This is a genomic window from Falcatimonas sp. MSJ-15 (assembly GCF_018918265.1).
In the GTDB taxonomy this organism is placed as follows: Bacteria; Bacillota; Clostridia; order Lachnospirales; family Lachnospiraceae; genus Falcatimonas.
This window is the reverse complement of sequence record NZ_JAHLQC010000005.1, coordinates 142,946-161,492: the sequence shown is the minus strand read 5'-3', so window position 1 is coordinate 161,492 and position 18,547 is coordinate 142,946. Positions and strand designations below refer to the sequence as shown.

Sequence of the window (18,547 nt, the reverse complement as noted above, 5' to 3'; positions counted from 1 at the left end):
TTCAAATATTTGAAAAAGATTTTTTTTCATAAATGGATCGAAAGATTCATTCCTCCCTTTTTTTATACCACAATTCTTCCCCTTTATTAATTGTGGTAAATAACTTCCTTTCAAAGAAGCTTCCTAATTTGGAAGTTTTTTTGTGTTTATAGGCTTTTTATGATTTAAATATTTATTTGTAAAAAAATAGTGCTGTCACCCCAACGATTTTTAATCATTAAAATGTCAGCACTATAACTGTGCTATATTAGTTAATCGTAATTAATATCAGTTAATCGTAATTAATCTTAGTTAACTTCAATTAATCAAATACATATCCCTTTATAAGTTCAAATGTATCTCTTACACCATCTTTATGTGAACGTTCATAACCATGAGATGCATATACACCTGCACCGATTAATCCATGTCTTACATCATATCCTGCATCAAGTGCTGCATCTGCATCCGATCCATATCTTGGATAGATATCAACAGCATAATTAAGTTCATGTTTTTTAGCAATGTCAATAAGTCTGTTAACAACATCAAAGTTATATGGTCCATGACTGTCTTTTGCACATATTGATACCATATTCTCTTTACATGCAAGTCCATCGCCAACACAACCCATATCAACGGATATAATCTCTGTAACACCTTCAGGCATTGATGCTGAACATCCATGTCCAACTTCTTCATATACTGTAAAATGCAGGAAAATATTTCTCTCTGGTGTGAGATTTTCATCTTTTAAATATTTTGCAAATCCAAGTAAAATTCCTGCACTTAGTTTGTCATCAAGGAATCTGCTCTTAATAAATCCACTCTTAGTAACTGTTGTTCTTGGATTAAATGCGACAAAATCACCTGTTCCAATTCCTAACTTTTTAACATCATCAGCACATGATACCAGCTCATCAATTACAACTTCCATTGTATCAAATGTTCTCTCTGTTGACTGATATGATGGATTAACATGTATTGAAGCATTGCTAAGCTGCATTGTACCATCATATACTTTGCCATCTCTTGTTAATATCTTAACTGTCTCTGCTTCTGTATTATTAGGATTTAGTCCACCAAGATTAGTAATCTTAAGTGCACCATTACCTTTAACTTCATGCACCATTCCACCGAGTGTATCAATATGTGCGCCAAACACAAGACCGTTCTCTTTATCTTTACCCGGGAGATTAACAATTACGCCACCTTTAACTGTCATCTTAGGTTCATATCCCATTGTGCTTAACTCATTCATGAGATATTCTGCTGCATGTCTTGTATATCCCGTAGGACTATCAATAGCAAGAAGCTCACATGTCTTCTCAACTATATAATCTGTATATTCATTCACTGTCATTATAAGCTTTGGCAGCAAGTATTTATGCCGCCACTCCTTTCTGCATTTTTACGTCTTAAATTGTACTAATAATATTCGTAACAATAGCCTTATATTCTTACTGTATTTTAAGCTATATTCTTCTCCAGAATCTTAATTAGCAGACACGATATTCTTGATAATCTCAACCATCTTATCCATTGATTCAACTGGTATATATTCATACTTACCATGGAAATTATGACCGCCTGTTGAAATATTAGGACATGGAAGTCCTTCGTATGAGAGTCTTGCACCATCTGTACCACCTCTTATAGGAACTACAACCGGTGTAACAGATGCTTTTAACATAGCTTCTTTTGCTCTGTCTATAATCTCCATATGTGGCTCAATCATCTTCTTCATATTGTAATAGCTGTCCTTTAATGTAAGTTCAAATGTACCTTTACCATATTTATCATTAAGATAATCTGCTACTTTTGTCATATATTTCTTTCTATTTTCAAAGTTGTCCATATTATGATCTCTTATGATATAGACTGCTTTTGCTGTCTCTTCATCTCCATGCATCTCACATAAGTGATAAAAACCTTCATATCCTTCTGTATGTGCCGGAATCTCATTAGCAGGAAGCATTGAATTATACTCTATCGCCATAAGAATAGCACTCTTCATCTTATTCTTCGCTTCACCAGGATGTATATTAGCTCCCTGAACATTAACAACTGCTGCTGCTGCATTAAAGTTCTCATATTCAAGTTCTCCAAGTGCTCCACCATCAACAGTATATGCAAAATCTGCTCCAAAGCCTTTTACATCAAAATGATCCGCACCACTACCAATCTCTTCATCAGGTGTAAATCCTATTACAATCTTACCATGACCAACACTTTTATCATTAATAAGTTCTTCTGCTGCTGTAAGAATCTCAGATATTCCTGCTTTATCATCTGCACCAAGTAATGTTGTTCCATCTGTTACAATAAGAGTCTTACCTATATATGATAAAAGATGAGGGAATTTCTCAGTCTCCATAACAATATTCTTCTGAGCATTAAGTACTATATCGTTACCATCATAATTTTCTATAATATGTGGCTTTATATTAGCACCACTCATAGCAGGTGCAGTATCCATATGTGCAATAAGTCCTATTACAGGAAGTTCTTCCATTCCTTTAGTCGCTTCAATATAGCCATATACATAACCATTTTCATCAACTTTAACACCCTGTATTCCTATCTCATTCATCTCTTTTGCAAGTACATCCGCAAGTACTCTCTGCTTATCAGTACTTGGACAAGTTGTACTATTCTCATCTGACTGTGTATCAAATGATACATATTTTAATAATCTTTCATATGCTCTCATATCCACTTTTCTCCTTAATATTCTATATTTAGTAAGCATTTACCACACTAATAGTTGTAAAACAACCTTATATTCTTATAATATTACAAGCTGCTATCTTATACAAAATCAGTTTTATAATTGCTTATCTATGTCTAAATACTAAACTTATATCTCATTAACGTCAAGATTAATCATCGAACCTACACGTTTTGTTCTTATTCCGTTACTATAAGTATCTGTAAGATTGATTCTGTAACGCATATATTGTCCAAAAACATTACGAAGTCTTACTACAATACTTCCTTTTTCATTGCCTGAATTCATATCACTGCAAAATCTTCTAAAAGCAGCCGCATCATCTTTGTGAACAATATCACCAAACAGTAGTGTCTTTATCACACTTCTGCCTTCAAACATACCTGCAAAAATATATCTGTCCGGTTCAGTTCTAAAATTAAATCCAACACCCTGTCGCCATTCAAAGATAAATGCATCAGAATGTTCTACTACAATCTTATACTTATGCTCATCATCTGATAGATTATCCTCATATCTGCGTTTTTCTTCTTCAATTCTCTTTCGTTCTTCTAACAGATCTATCTCTTTTGACTTAGTAACATTCCTGTGAATTGTATACAGCTGTCTTCTTCCATCTTCATCATAGAAATATGTACTGGCTAAAAGCCAATATATATTACCAAATCCATCTCTTACTCTGAATTGTGTAACCTGTTCTTCTTCTCCATCTTTATACCTAGAAACAACATTTTCAAGAGCAAGCATCTTTTTTACTGCCAATCTATCTTCTTCCACAATATATTTTTGTATAAATTCATTAAACAGTCTGTCATAATCTCCTGCTGCTTCTTCAATAAATATAAGATCCATACTAAATCTATGAATCGTACAGATTTCACTTTCAAAATCATATTTTATTACAATATCACATGCTTTTCTAAAAGCAAATTCATATTGCATAAATTCAGGATTAACTTCTCCATAACTTCCAAGTGTGCGGGTAATCTTCTTATTCATGTCTCTCCATCCATCTCTTGTATATCAGACATTTGATATTAATATAATTCTGTCTAATATCAATATTGTATATTAATGCTACTTGTATATTTTACACTTTACTACATCATTCTTCAACCGTATTTTTGGGGTCAATTTTTTATTCTTCTTTTATTCTTCTTTTCAAAATAATATATATTTATTCTTGACACTTTAACACTAATCATATATAATATTAAGTACTTGTTTGGAGGGTATTCGTATCCTCAGATATCCCACATAGTGTTGGTAGCTCTATGTGGGAGTGTTTTTATTTTTCAAATAATAACTTTGGCAATAGTTCTTTAAACGATTTTCCATGTATAAAAATCATTTCTAATAGGCTAATAAAATTTTTATTTGAAATAATTATTTCAAATTCCGGTTGTGAAACAATCACATAATCATCGCCTAATTTAGTTACCATATACTCCTGGTTTTCATACCAAAATGAAGTTTCTACTGTTAACGGAGGATTTTCAGCTTTTTCTGGCCATTCATCCCAACGTTGCCATTTTCCATATTCATCCCAAGTCATATTACTTGTTGCTTGATTTCCACTTTTTCCATGCATCATTTTTCTTTTCCTTCCATATATTATACGCTATATATACAAGTTCTCTTTCTTTTAAATTTAATTTTGTAGCCCCCTTAACATTATCATTTTCATTATGATTGTATCCATGATGTACATGTGGTAACATGCCTCTATGTGGCTTTTCCAAATCAATCTGTTTTTTCCTTTTATTATCTTTGTCATAATATGAAATGCATTTTGGATTTCCTTCCTTATTCAATGTAACATAAACTCTATTCTTAGTCATTGTTTCCATAGGAGCTGTTGTATTTTTCTCAATTGGAACTACAAATTTTATATTACCATATGTTACTAATGACTTATATTCAAAGCCATATGTTTTTCCACTAATACTTACACCTGAACTACTTCCTCTTCCGCCCATTATCTCACCGCCCTTCTTGATTTTATGTAATCAACAGCAACGATATTTCCTTCCATTTCTTCAAATGGTGAGCCAAAGCAAAGAATAGTTGATGGATTTATTTTTGTGAGCATTTTATCATAACCATACAGAAATTCTTTTTTTGAATGTTTGCACCCTATCATCCCAACAGCAACGATAGATCCTTCTTCTATTCCATCAAAGCAAAAATCAAATGATGTTGATGTACTCCAGGACACAGTCGGAATAACACTCATACCTTGATCTTGCCAAAACGCTCCACACCATCTGCTATGCGCAACGCTTTCTAATTGTCTCCAATAATTCATATTAGAATATGTAGAAAAATCTGGTGTAAGAACAAATGAATATTGAGATAATCTCACAATTGCCCTCTCAGGATTTTTATATACATTTTCAAATTTATAATCATCAACAAAAAAATGTACACCTCTTCTACGATTCTCTTCTCTATCATTATACTTCGTATCAGATATTGCTATCAAATTCACATTACTTAATTCAACGTCTCGCTTTTTAATCAGCGGAATTTCCCATTTACCATCAGTTTCAAACTCATTCCTTAAAAACAAAGGATCATTCCTATACATAAAAGATTTCATATTATGCTAGCCTCCTATATCATAGTTTATTTTTTTGTTTATGAGGATAAGAAGCCTAACTTGTTTGGAGGGCATTCGTATCCCCAATTGGTTAAAATATGATACATTTTTGGTAGAAATGTTTCATATTAATTACATTACTTAACTTATAATACACTCAATACTACATCACCTGCCTTAATACTTTTTATTTATGTAGAGCATTCAACTGAACACGTGCAGCTGATATCGTTACCCCGCATTTATCTCTCACATCACAAGGAGACATTCCTTCTATAAGATACGATGAAGCTAATAATTCACCTCCAAATGCATCTGCCTGCCATTCTGGATCTTCATAAGCTGGTAATCTCTGTTTTGAATTCATACGACACAGTGAAATATTTTCTTCCTCATGCATAAATAAATGTCCTATCTCATGAGCTATTGTCATTCTATCTCTTTCTCCACCTTCGACTGCTCGATCATATACATCTTCCCTAATTCTTATTATATTTCTATTAGGAAAGGTTTCTCCATGTTTATCTCCCATAACCAACCGTGGTAAAATTTCCAATTGAAAATCCGGAATGATTTCTGGCAATATATTTTCTAAAAATTCTACTATTGGAAAATATAATTCATTTTCTAGTCCCACTAACTTCTTGATTTTTTTAACAAACCGTCGTATATCTTTTCTAGATACCCCTTGTGCTTTATAACATGTCATCGTCGCTTTGCTCCTTCCATAATTTTTCTAATTTGTTCAATTTCTATTTCATCAAAATCCTGAAATTTTCTCGCAAAAGAAACCGCTATTTCTTTATTTGGCACTGGTAAATTTGATATATTCATTTCAACATTTTCTTCAGTTTTAGCAATCGCTTTTTCAAAATCAATTATTTTTTGTTCATCTAATTCATATAAATCAATTATGGTTTCCATCCATGCACTAGGCATCCTCTTCTTTCCATTTTCTACAGCAGATAAAAATGATGATGTAACTTTTAATTTTTCTGCCATGTGCTTAAGCACTTCACCTCGATCTATACGAAGTTTTTTTAAAAATTTTCCTAATTCTGTTGCCATACTTGTACCCTCCTTATATATTGCTCCTTTCTTTCTTACATTATCATTATATCAATCAAAAAGCTTTTTGTCAACCACAAGGTTGATTTTTTTCATCTTTTTGTTAATTTTTTTATTGTAAACGCAAAAGACAGAACCATATAATCCGGTTCTGTCTTCACATTAATCATATTTACAGGGTATATAAGATACTATTAATCTTCTATATTATACTTCAAACATTAAATCGCCATATGATGGAAGTGGCCAAATCTCTTTGTCTACAATCATCTCAAGTTTATCAACAGGTGCTCTTAATTCATCCATTGCTGTCTTAACAACATCTCTGTAATATTCAGCCTGTTCTTTACCATCTGGCATTGCTGCACCTTTAGCCTGAACATCTGTAAGTTTTGCAAGTGCAACTTTTGTATCACTAAGAAGTGCCTGTGTCTCTGTAAGTAATTCTGTCTGAACGCTTACATCTGCATCTGGTAAAGCTGCTGTTACTTCATTAATTGAAGTTGCAAGCTCTGTTGCGTATGTAATAACAGCAGGTATTATCTGTTTTGAAGCCATATCAACCATTGTTAATGCTTCAATATTGATTGTCTTAGCATATGTCTCATATAATACTTCTGCTCTTGATTCGAGTTCTGCTTTTGTAAAGATTCCGAATCTCTCAAATAATTTAACTGACTTATCTGTTGTAAGTGTCTCAACAGCAGCAACCATTGATTTGATATTTGGAAGTCCTCTTCTCTCAGCTTCTGCTACCCATTCATCTGAATATCCATTACCATTGAAGATAATTCTCTGGTGCTCTGAAAGATATTTCTTAATTAAATCATGTACAGCCATATCGAAGTCATCTGCTTTTTCAAGGATATCAGCTGCTTCACAGAATGCTTCTGCTACGATTGCATTAAGTGTTGTATTAGGGCTTGCGATTGAGTCTGCTGAACCAACCATACGGAATTCGAATTTGTTACCTGTGAATGCGAATGGTGATGTTCTGTTTCTGTCTGTTGCATCTTTTAACAGATCAGGAAGTGTACTAACACCTGTCTCTAATCTTCCGCCTTCTTTACATGATGCAGCTTCACCTGTCTCAACAAGCTGTCTTACAACATCATCTAACTGTTCGCCAAGGAACATTGAGATAATAGCTGGTGGTGCTTCATTAGCTCCAAGTCTGTGATCATTACCAACATCTGATGCTGACTGACGAAGTAAATCTGCATGAATATCAACTGCTTTTACGATACATGCAAGAACTAATAAGAACTGAATATTCTCATTAGGTGTCTCACCTGGCTCTAATAAGTTAACGCCATTGTCTGTTGTAAGTGACCAGTTATCATGCTTACCTGAACCATTAACACCTGCGAATGGTTTCTCATGAAGAAGACAAGCAAGACCATGTCTATGAGCTACTTTCTTCATAGTCTCCATAATTAACTGATTGTGGTCAACTGCAATATTAGCTGTCTCATATACTGGTGCAAGTTCATGCTGTGCAGGAGCAACTTCGTTATGCTGTGTCTTAGCTGTAACACCAAGTTTCCATAACTCATTATTTAAGTCTTTCATGTATGCACCAACACGTTCTCTAATTACACCAAAGTAATGATCATCCATCTCCTGTCCTTTTGGAGCTGGAGCACCGAATAATGTACGGCCTGCATATATTAAATCTTTTCTCTGTAGATATTTTTCTCTGTCAACAAGGAAATATTCCTGTTCTGGTCCAACTGAAGCTGTTACTTTTGTAGCTCCTGTGTTACCAAATAATCTTACGATACGTAAAGCCTGCTCACTGATAGCTTCCATTGATCTTAGTAATGGAGTCTTCTTATCAAGTGCTTCACCTTTATATGAACAGAAAGCTGTAGGAATACAAAGAATTACACCTGTTGCATCTTCTTTTAAGAAAGCAGGTGATGTGATATCCCATGCTGTATATCCTCTTGCTTCGAATGTAGCACGAAGACCACCTGATGGGAATGATGATGCATCTGGTTCACCTTTTATTAATTCTTTTCCTGAGAATTCTGTAATCATTGTTCCGTCTGCATCTGGATGTGTAACGAAAGCATCATGCTTCTCAGCTGTGATACCTGTTAATGGCTGGAACCAGTGTGTATAATGTGTTGCTCCATTCTCTACTGCCCAGTCTTTCATTGCCTTTGCAACTACATCTGCTGTCTGAAGTGATAATTCTCCACCAAATTCCATAACTCTCTTTACTTCAGCAAATGTTTTTTTAGGAAGACGTTCTTTCATCTTCTTAAGAGTAAATACGTTCTGTCCAAAAATTTCTTCAACGTTAAATGCTTCGCTCATATTCTTCATTCCTTTCAACTTTATCAATTTTTTCATAAAAATAAATATCCAAAATATTTTTATTCTCTCAAATGAAAACATATTACACATACTTTTGCATAAAAATAGGCACTCCTAGCTTAGTAGGAACGCCTTCGTTCTAATTGTAAATACACTGATGTGCAAATCTTATTTTGCTTTCTTAATGTTTCCACTGTTAATAAAATAAACCATTTTCAAACAAAATGCAAGCTATTTTTGAAAAATAATTTATTTAATTAATTAATCGTTTTTTATAAGTTTCATTAATAATAGTTTTTTTTAATTATATTTAGCTTTTAGAACATTTAACTTAACAAAATTAAGTCTATGGCATTTAATTTTGTTAAGTTAAAATGTTAAAGTCCATTAAATCAATTTTTAACCCTTTTAGCAATAACTACGAAACGCTGTGTTGAATCTCCTGTACAAGTGGATAGTGTTATAAGCCTGTCATCTGAATATATGCTTACCCCGGTATCATACAGTTTTATGCTATTTATATAATCTCTATAAGCTGTAAAATGTGATTCATCTGTAAAATCATATGTATATATCATCTGATCTGCAGGATCTACTACCGCTGTTGCTACAATGTTATAACAGTACATTCCTTCCTGTGTAAATATATCTATTATACTATGCTCATTATAGTAGTCCTGTGACTTATATCTCTTAAGTTCTCCAAACATAGTCCCATTCTTCATATTGTGACCATATATAATTGCATTATCAGCTTCAAATCCATTCTCTACTCTTGCATCAAGGAATATTGTTCCTGCACCATTATATGTTCCATTAATTGTATGAGTGAGATAATAATCATTATCACTTCCCTGTACAAGTGGATAACTTATCTGCGTTCCATTAATAAGAATCCAGCCACAGGCATCATTATTAATATTATATAGACTGTCAAAGTCAAATATAAATTCTTCTTCCGGCTGTGTAACTTCAACTGTATCAGCAACTGTCTCACCATCTGATAGTGTTACTGTCTCTTTTACAGTCTCTTTTGTCTCGAATACCTTATCTGTAAGGTCACTATATTCTTGTTCGCCTTCCCTATATTCACTATATATGGATATAAGTTCATATGCTGAATAGCAGAAGACACATAATGCAACTGCCATTACAACATATCTGATTATATTGCCAACCTTACTGTTTTTTTTGCTATCTTCTGATTTAATACTATCTTCCGATTTATTGCTATCTTTTGATTCAATACTATCTTCTGATTTATTGCTATCTTCTGATTTAACTTCTGTTTTTATTGCATTACTAATATCTTCTTTTTTCTCAACTGTATTCTCATTATCTTTATCCATAAAAACCCCTAATCCTTAATTTTTTATCGTCTTTATGACTATCTGATATTCTTATTAGTCCTGTGCATTGTAACGAAGTGCCTGAGCTTTGATAAGTTCTTCATCATCAAAGTAGTTAATCTTCATTGAATCTTTTACTTCTTTTAATGTCTGTGCAGCAACTTTTTCAGCTTCTATACTTCCTTCTCTTAATATTCTATATACATTAGGAATATCTTTTTCATATTCTTTTCTTCTTGCACGAATTGGCTCTAATTCTTCTTCAAGAACTGCATTAAGGAATCTCTTGACTTTAACATCACCAAGACCACCTCTTGTATAATGTGCTTTTAATTCGTCAAGATCTTTATATTCAGGAAGATATTTTTCAAAGTGTTCTGGTTTACTGAATGCATCAAGATATGTAAATACAGCATTACCTTCAACCTGACCTGGATCTGATACTTTAAGATGATTAGGATCTGTATACATTGACATAATCTTCTGTTTTACTTCTTCTTTTGAATCAGACAGATATATACAGTTATTAAGTGACTTACTCATCTTAGCTTTACCATCTGTACCAGGAAGTCTTAAACATGCTTTATTATCTGGTAAAAGGATATCTGGCTCGATAAGTGTATCGCCATATACCTGATTGAACTTTCTTACTATCTCTTTAGTCTGTTCAAGCATTGGAAGCTGATCTTCTCCTACTGGAACTGTTGTTGCTTTGAAAGCTGTTATATCTGCAGCCTGGCTTATTGGATATGTGAAGAAGCCTACTGGAATACTTGCTTCAAAGTTTCTCATCTGAATCTCTGATTTTACTGTAGGATTACGTTGTAATCTTGATACTGTTACAAGATTCATGTAATAGAATGATAATTCTGTAAGTTCTGGAACTTGTGACTGAATGAAGATTGTAGCTTTTTCAGGATCAATTCCGCATGACAGATAATCAAGTGCAACTTCAATTATATTCTGTCTTACTTTTTCAGGATTGTCTGCATTATCTGTAAGTGCCTGTGCATCAGCAATCATAATAAATATCTTATCAAACTGTCCTGAGTTTTGTAATTCTACTCTTCTCTTTAATGAACCTACATAATGACCTACATGTAATTTACCTGTTGGTCTGTCTCCTGTTAAAATTATCTTTTCCATATCTTTTTTCCTCCAAAATTTAATATTACTTAACTAAATACAACTATACGTTTATACTAAAACTTAGTATTAAAATCATCTGTTAATTTTTGTTCAAAAATGGTATTAAAAAAACTCTTACCCGCATTGGATAAGAGTTCTGATTGCCACCAAAAATCATTAAATTAACATACTGACATATGCTTTCAGAATAACGGTCTGAATATCCGTCGACGCCTACTTCTTACGGTTCGGGCCGCCCTCATAAGTCCATTCAGTATCTTCTAATTACTGCTTCTCACCAACTACAGCTCTCTGTGAATTATAAAATGATACCTACTACTCTTAGTCAACAGTTTTTATTTATAAAAGCAAATTTATCACTTGTTATAATATCAGCCGCTACATCTATTGTCAAGATGTGCGGCTGATATTTTGCATTAGAACATTAACGCTATAAGATAATATCCAATTGATGTTCCGATTGCTGCAAAAGCATATGTGAATGCTGATTCTTTTTCTTTGCCAAGTATACTTCTTATTGCATAATACATTAATATTGCTGAGAAAGCTCCGGCTACTGCTGTTACACATGAAGCTAATTCTGTGAAAAAGCTAATCTTGAAAAGACGTAATACCCAGCTTATTATTGCTGCTGGAATTCCTGCTATCTCTCTTAATGCAAATACTGTAATTGCTTTATCATATCCAACTGTTGTTTTGTATATCTGTGATACTACAAGCCAGATTACTAATGCAAATAAAGCTGCTGCTGCTGCTTCACCAAGTACATCATTAAAAAATGATGCTAAGAAATCTTTTGCTTTATAATATTTTGAATAATCACTTGATGCTAGTTTAATAAGTCCTAAGATACCATCTATAAGACCTGCTAATACAATTAGTATAGCTGATAATACAAATGTCTTTGCCTGCATAAATGCATTCACAGTCTCTACTGGTGCTTTTACAACACCAAGTGCGAGTGTCTTAACATCATTAATAATTGCCTGACTCTGTGGATTCATCTTAGGTCCGTTATAATTCATATTCTGTCCCTGTGCTCCACCATTGTTCATATTCTGGTTAGCCTGCTGTCCGTTATAATTCATATTCTGGTTAGCCTGCTGTCCCTGATAATTAATTGTCTGTCCGTTATTTACCTGTCCCTGATTGTCTCCTGTTGCAAATGTCTGTCCCTGTCCACTTTGACATGTACAAACTTCACCTTCTTTTAAAGGTCTTCCACAATTATTACAAAATGCCATTTTATTTTACTCCTCCTATGTATTTGTTTAAACATTTTTAATACATTTTAACATAACTTTTATACTCATACAACTATTAGTTTTTTATATCAGATACTTTAACGTGCATATATGCACACTATACACTATTAGATTAACTAAAAATAGTCGCTCAACTTGCTAGGTCGGGGCGGCTATTTTTGTGTCTTATTATTATCCTTACCAAAGGAAACCCTAATCCAAAGCAGGTTAATCCGAGGCTTACCACTGCGATAAAATCAACAATACTCATATGGCTTAGCCCTTCTTTCCAAGAAATCAATGACTTCTTTCGATTTTCTCATAACTCCATGGCATTTTCAATGTAATATCACTCTAAATCAACAAGAATATATATCAAGATTAAGGTGCTGTCGCACTAAGAAAAAAGAAAAAAAGAAAAAAGACCTTATAGAACATTTTCTGCTCCATAAGGTCTTTGATTTTTCGTTATTTTATTCATTCCCCAGGGCGAGAATTATGCCCATTGGAGATAAATGCTTTGTCCTAATTCAATTATATTCAGGCAACCCTCTTTATCCTCAAAAGGCAAAATCCTTTATCCTCACCTATTTTCTCTTTCAAGGCATTTTAGGACTTCCTTCAAGGTCTTGGCTTACTCTCTCTTTCTTCTCTCTTATCTCTCGATATTCCTCTATTTTCAAGGCTTTCTCCATGGTTTTAAGTAAAAGAAAAAGACCTCATAGAACGGTTTTTCCGCTCTACAAGGTCTTTATTTTCTCGTTATTTTATTCATTCCCTAGGCTAAAGATTTTTGCCCCTTGAGGATAAAGGGCATTGCCTTGGGATATGGAGAATTTGACCTTGTATGGGTATTATACCGAGCTACTAGCCTTTTGTCGAGGGCATATTTTAACATTTAATTCTAGTAAAATATGGTATTAAGAACTACTATTCCATTTATCTCTTGCAACATATCTAATTTTTCATTTTTAATACAATATTCTATAAATTTTTTATAATATTTATTTGACGGTACTAACACCTCAATATCCTTATAATTAAATTCTATATTTCCCGGAACCCTCCATTCTCTTTCATGTGTCCAATCAATCATATACTCTCTATTATTCAAATCATAATTGACAATTCTCCAATACTCATCCTTTGGTAATATAGACTTCATCAATTCCTTTTCTTCATAGATTACAGGTCTTCCACCCATTTTATATATCCAAACCTTATTAAAGCGTATACCAAATGCGTTGTATCTAACCTTCCCCTTTTCATCCTCTCTTAATTTCTTTTCATACAACAAATTTTCTGCAATAGCATTTAAAGGTGCTTCTTGTAGGCATACCGCTGGTGTATCACCTATAATAAATCCTTTTTCAGTTGTACTTCCAATAACAACTTTATCTTCAAGTATTTTTAGCAATGTCTGAAATGCCCCATCAACTGTATCTGCTTTTGTTAAATGCGTTAATCTGGATGAAATATCATTTCTATTTTTATACCGATTTCTCCATTCGTTAAATTCCATCTATTTATACTGCCTTTGCATATACTTATCTTATATAAATTTCATCATAAAATCTTTCAATTTATATAAATTACCAGCCAATGTTGGAATGCCGTTAGCTATCGTAAAAGTTTGTGCAATCAATGCCAAACAATTTTTTATCCTACTCTGCTTTGGTTCTGGCTTACTTAATTCTTCTTTTGCCAATTCTACTATATCCAAAATCTTATCAGCATTTTCTTTGTCTAAATCATGTATATTTTCCATTATCCCTTTTATTATGTTATCTAGTTCATCAGCATTTGTTCCATTATTTTGTATTGCATTAATATTTGCATTATCCTTTGCAAAATTAACTTGTCCTCCACTTATATTAAATATTGTATTATTTTTTTCATCCATATTAGTTTCTCTCCTCTCTTTCATTTTTTGACATTCTTCAACTATATCATTTGGCATCAGTTCAAGATAATTTTCTACATCTATATGAAAAAATTTTTCCAATAACTGAGGTTTGTCTTTATATATTGAATAAATAATTTCTAAATCTAAAAAATCCCAATCTTGAAATAAAAAATCAATATAATTTTTTATATTATTGATATCATCATACCTATCTACACCACATTCATCCACACAATATCTTCTTGGAACCTCATCTAACTCCAATTCGTTTTCATCTGTCACATCAATCCACCATAAAATGGTATGATACAGTGTCCATTCATAAAATGGTGCCAACGATTCCCTTTCGTAATTATCCTGTGTCATATTATATAGCTCTCTTATTGTTTGTACACACTTCTCAAGTTTTATATCTAAAATATAAGAAGGATAAATACTATCTAACACCTCAACATAACTTAACCCCTCACATGTACATTTTAAGAGTTCAAACATATATCCAATGTTTTTATTAATTATTTTTTTTGCCTCTTTAGGAACATCTAAATAAACTGGTAGCATTCACTTCTCCTCACTATCATATAAAACCTCAACAATACATGCACATTATAACACAAAAGCTTTTGCAGTAAAATCTCTTATATCCTTATTACCTCATTTCATCTGAGAACATTATTCCATTCCAATGATTTCTCCATTATATTAGCATTGGAAATCGGGAAACCCTTTCCCGATTTCCAATCCTCCTCAAAGCTAGTATTTATGTATTGTTGAGGGCTTTTTGCCGCATAAAAAAAGTGGTCTAAAATCATATATATAAGATGCCTTTAAATAAATTACGCTTCTAAGAAAGAAAAGGATATTGCTTCATATATATGTAACAAATTGCCATCAAAAAATTTCTTAGTAAACTATTGCTACTATGCATATATCCTCTTCCACACTTTTCTTCTTAGGAGCAATTTTTATTTTTAAAACTTAGGCTCAATCTCTACGGCATTGCCTTCTTTATCAACATAATGCATGATAATGTCTACTAGCTTGCCAAACTGACACATTTCATCTCTAATATCATTATCATGTCTAAGCTCATCAATGGCTTCGGTCAATGTTTTCCCAACTATATTCTTTCCTATTATAGTATTTACAGCTTTCACTTGACTTGGAAATGGCTCATAGCTTTTAAATTTCCACACCTTTTCCTTGACCTCATATATTGCGGTGTTTGGTTTGGCATCTATAATTACAATCACCCACATGATTGCATTATATAGTTGTTTTGCAACTGGATTCCACTTCACTTCCTTGGATTCATTACCTCCAGAGGTCTTGTTGCCTTTCTTCCCTATTTCTCCCTCTCCATGTAAAGGATTAAACAATGGTAATCCCTCATGATTTATTTTCTTAAGGAAATCTCTAGCTGCGGTCATCCCACATTGGATTATCTCTTTCTTGCCATTTACCTTGCTTGTAGCTTCAAAGATGTAATAATCATTTTCTATGGTCTGACCTGCATCACTATGCTTTGTCTGACCATTTAACAACTGGATATGTGCCACTGGCACCACATTATAATTATCAACAATATATTGTCTTGTTTTTTCACTTCTACACTCCATAAAAATCTTCTCCTTCCTGGTTCCTTGTTGTATATGCCTTTCTATAATAAAATGGCTGCCCCATGTGAAATTAAATACCTGCTTCTAAGAAAGAAATGTTTAGTGTTCTTATTTGGGTATAAGCTGCTACCATAAACAAATTTTTTTACTGGTGTTATGCCATCTCCATATGTACAGCCTTCATTTTCTCTCTTAGAAGCAAATTTCTATTTTTAATTGTTATATTTTTATATGATACTCTTTTAAATGGAGAACACCAAGAACCATGTTATATGTCGCGGTCCATGAAATAACTATGCATTGCATCGAAGGTATCTGTTAAGCCATCATTTAACTGCATATGTGTATCCTCATCAAAAGGATTTTCTAAGTAAAATTCAAGTAAGTCATGTAGCGAACGCATACAAACCAAAAGCCATTGTTTCTTTCTCATATAGATTTACCTCCCATTATTTTTATTAGCCACTCTTTTTTGTGTGGGAAAGAGTGTTAAAACCCATATTCATTTCTTAAATTTCATCCGACCATATATTCTCGAATTTTATTATATGAAGAAGATATAATACATCCAATCTACTTCTTCTATCAATTCTTCGATAGATTGTGTGCTGTCTGTTTGCTTCTTGAAGCCATACTTTTGCATCTTTTACATATTTTGAAACATCAATATACAATGCTTCTCCAATATCTGGATGCTCACCTGTTTTGATTTCATACCCATAAGAACGCATCAATTCGACAAACTTATCATCGCAGTATCTATCCTCATTTAAGTATGTAATCAATTCCTCAATTGACATTTTCTCTAAGATATTTTCATCTGGGGTGTAGAGAATACCTATACCTTCATCATTGAAAGTACAATAGCTTTTTTCATAGCACTTTCCATGATATTCATCACTAACAGCCGCAAGAATTTCTCCAATAACAGTACTAATGTTTTTGCCTTTTGTAATTTCAATTTGAGTTAGACCAACGTTCAATGTGCAAGTACAAAAATCACACAAAACTTGTGCCTGCCAACAAAACTCTTTTCTTTCTACCTCTACTCCTAATACAGATGCCAAAATATCAGCAACATATAAAGTACCATATTTATCAATAGAAGCATCATAATCCACTTTTTTAATTTTCTTGTTTATTGCATCCTTGAGTGCTCCTTCAAGAGCGGCTAAATTTATATTACTATACATAATGTTTGTCTCCTTTTCTCCCCGTATCGCCGATAGGACAGCAATTTATCAATTATATTGTTTCAACTTTTTCCTATGATGCCATATCCATGTCATCATGTTTCCATTACCCTTTAGTGCTTCTATTATCTATCCACATAAAATTCGCACTATTTTTTCTATAGCATCACTATGTTTACCACCAAATAATGTATGTAAACTAACTGTTTGGATTTGCCCGCACATATAATTCTTTCCATAATAGCTAGGATTCCATATATATTGTCTTTCCATAGCAAATAGGTCTGGATTCTTTAGTAGAAACTTATCATACTCTTGTAAATCTTCCTCTATGCATTCTTTCAAAATTTTTATCAGTTCCCTATATTCATTTGGTGATTGATAAAACTCATCATTACTCAATGAAAGGCTTATAACTCGCCCCACACCCGTTATCTCTGCGCAGCACTCTGTTGCTTTGCCATTTTTTAAGTTTCTAATTGTAGTTGTTACATTCATAATGAATACCTCCTTAATTTTTTCTTTTACATGTTTGCAGGAGTGAAACTCCTGACATAACAGTCTTTGTTATGTATAAATAAGGATTCCATTGCTCCTTGGAGAATGAGAAGCAGGCTCCCATGAAATCTTTATGAAGTTGTCAAAGTCCATATTTCCCATGTATTCCAATGGAAAATCTCAAAATTAAACAGACATTACATGATTTAAAATAAAAAAAAGACATTACACTAAGAAAATGAAATTAGAATCCACAACTACAATAGAAAATATCAACTAAATATTTTCCATATGGTATGCGTATTCTTTTTTCAACAATGTCATAATAGCTTCTCTAGTAAACTATAGAATCTATATGACCTTCCTAATGTAATGTCTGTTAATTTTATTTTATGTAAAGGTCTTATCTCCTTTACATGTTTATCATATCATATTGGAATGCACTTGTCAATGAAGTTTTGTATATTTTTTACAATTTCTTTCAACAAAATCTTTTTATATTTATAAAATATTCACAAAAATAATTTTTATATTCATAAAAAACTTTTCTCATAGCTTGTAGACAAAACTTTTTCTACGGCAAAAACGCTTCTAACCCTAGTAAAATCAATGGTTTGATGGATTTTTATGCTAATTTTACCCCCCCAATTTTTGTATTTAATAATAAGGATTATTTTGGTTAAACAAAATATGCTTCTAAGAAAGAAAAAGCTATTGCATCTTGGTACATATGCAGTATCTGTCTATGAAAAAATTTCTTAGCAGACTGCCACCTCTCACATACAGTTGCAAACCTCTTTTTCTTCTTAGCAGCATTTTTCTTTGATAGTGCATTTTTTCAGAATAATCATTACCACAAACATCTACAATACATTAAGTAGTTA

Annotated in this window: 18 protein-coding genes; all 18 read right to left on the bottom strand. The window is 32.7% G+C overall.

Annotated features, from left to right (window positions below; genetic code table 11):
• Positions 1-301: 301 nt before the first annotated feature.
• Complete coding sequence (locus KQI85_RS05470; RefSeq protein ID WP_216575091.1) at positions 302-1,342, bottom strand: M42 family metallopeptidase; 1,041 nt, start codon at positions 1,340-1,342, stop codon at positions 302-304.
• Between the two features lie 132 nt (positions 1,343-1,474).
• Positions 1,475-2,692 carry a peptidase T gene (pepT, locus tag KQI85_RS05465; RefSeq protein WP_216575090.1) on the bottom strand — a complete coding sequence of 406 codons (1,218 nt, stop codon included), beginning with the start codon at positions 2,690-2,692 and terminating at the stop codon, positions 1,475-1,477.
• Positions 2,693-2,839: 147 nt separating this feature from the next.
• The gene (locus tag KQI85_RS05460; protein WP_216575089.1) at positions 2,840-3,709 is read right to left on the bottom strand and encodes a hypothetical protein; all 870 of its coding nucleotides are present in this window, start codon (positions 3,707-3,709) and stop codon (positions 2,840-2,842) included.
• 289 nt (positions 3,710-3,998) lie between these two features.
• The gene (locus KQI85_RS05455) at positions 3,999-4,304 is read right to left on the bottom strand and encodes a hypothetical protein (protein ID WP_216575088.1); all 306 of its coding nucleotides are present in this window, start codon (positions 4,302-4,304) and stop codon (positions 3,999-4,001) included.
• Positions 4,267-4,689: a hypothetical protein gene (locus KQI85_RS05450; RefSeq protein WP_216575087.1), complete on the bottom strand. Its 423-nt coding sequence runs from the start codon at positions 4,687-4,689 to the stop codon at positions 4,267-4,269. The genes KQI85_RS05455 and KQI85_RS05450 overlap by 38 nt, the downstream gene beginning before the upstream one ends.
• A complete protein-coding gene (locus KQI85_RS05445) occupies positions 4,689-5,312 on the bottom strand; it encodes a DUF4417 domain-containing protein (protein WP_216575086.1) in 624 nt (207 codons plus the stop codon). The genes KQI85_RS05450 and KQI85_RS05445 overlap by 1 nt, the downstream gene beginning before the upstream one ends.
• Before the next feature lie 187 nt (positions 5,313-5,499).
• A complete protein-coding gene (locus KQI85_RS05440; RefSeq protein ID WP_216575085.1) occupies positions 5,500-6,021 on the bottom strand; it encodes an ImmA/IrrE family metallo-endopeptidase in 522 nt (173 codons plus the stop codon).
• A complete protein-coding gene (locus KQI85_RS05435) occupies positions 6,018-6,380 on the bottom strand; it encodes a helix-turn-helix transcriptional regulator (protein WP_216575084.1) in 363 nt (120 codons plus the stop codon). The genes KQI85_RS05440 and KQI85_RS05435 overlap by 4 nt, the downstream gene beginning before the upstream one ends.
• 207 nt (positions 6,381-6,587) lie before the next feature.
• Positions 6,588-8,705, bottom strand: a complete 2,118-nt coding sequence (locus KQI85_RS05430; protein WP_216575127.1) for a glutamine synthetase III — start codon at positions 8,703-8,705, stop codon at positions 6,588-6,590.
• Between the two features lie 392 nt (positions 8,706-9,097).
• The gene (gene srtB, locus KQI85_RS05425) at positions 9,098-10,054 is read right to left on the bottom strand and encodes a class B sortase (protein ID WP_216575083.1); all 957 of its coding nucleotides are present in this window, start codon (positions 10,052-10,054) and stop codon (positions 9,098-9,100) included.
• 54 nt (positions 10,055-10,108) lie between these two features.
• Entirely contained in the window at positions 10,109-11,200 is a 1,092-nt protein-coding gene (trpS, locus tag KQI85_RS05420; RefSeq protein WP_216575082.1) for a tryptophan--tRNA ligase, read from the bottom strand.
• A 419-nt stretch (positions 11,201-11,619) separates the two neighbouring features.
• On the bottom strand, positions 11,620-12,447 hold the full coding sequence (locus tag KQI85_RS05415) for a hypothetical protein (RefSeq protein ID WP_216575081.1): 828 nt from the start codon (positions 12,445-12,447) through the stop codon (positions 11,620-11,622).
• A 904-nt stretch (positions 12,448-13,351) separates the two neighbouring features.
• Positions 13,352-13,969 carry a DUF2971 domain-containing protein gene (locus KQI85_RS05410; protein ID WP_216575080.1) on the bottom strand — a complete coding sequence of 206 codons (618 nt, stop codon included), beginning with the start codon at positions 13,967-13,969 and terminating at the stop codon, positions 13,352-13,354.
• A 30-nt stretch (positions 13,970-13,999) separates the two neighbouring features.
• Positions 14,000-14,914 (bottom strand): hypothetical protein, encoded by a 915-nt coding sequence (locus tag KQI85_RS05405; RefSeq protein WP_216575079.1) that lies wholly within the window; start codon positions 14,912-14,914, stop codon positions 14,000-14,002.
• Between the two features lie 410 nt (positions 14,915-15,324).
• The gene (locus KQI85_RS05400; protein WP_216575078.1) at positions 15,325-15,972 is read right to left on the bottom strand and encodes a hypothetical protein; all 648 of its coding nucleotides are present in this window, start codon (positions 15,970-15,972) and stop codon (positions 15,325-15,327) included.
• A gap of 268 nt (positions 15,973-16,240) precedes the next feature.
• Entirely contained in the window at positions 16,241-16,405 is a 165-nt protein-coding gene (locus KQI85_RS05395; RefSeq protein WP_216575077.1) for a hypothetical protein, read from the bottom strand.
• 76 nt (positions 16,406-16,481) lie between these two features.
• The gene (locus KQI85_RS05390) at positions 16,482-17,165 is read right to left on the bottom strand and encodes a hypothetical protein (RefSeq protein WP_216575076.1); all 684 of its coding nucleotides are present in this window, start codon (positions 17,163-17,165) and stop codon (positions 16,482-16,484) included.
• Positions 17,166-17,294: 129 nt separating this feature from the next.
• On the bottom strand, positions 17,295-17,663 hold the full coding sequence (locus KQI85_RS05385) for a hypothetical protein (RefSeq protein WP_216575075.1): 369 nt from the start codon (positions 17,661-17,663) through the stop codon (positions 17,295-17,297).
• Positions 17,664-18,547 lie beyond the last annotated feature (884 nt).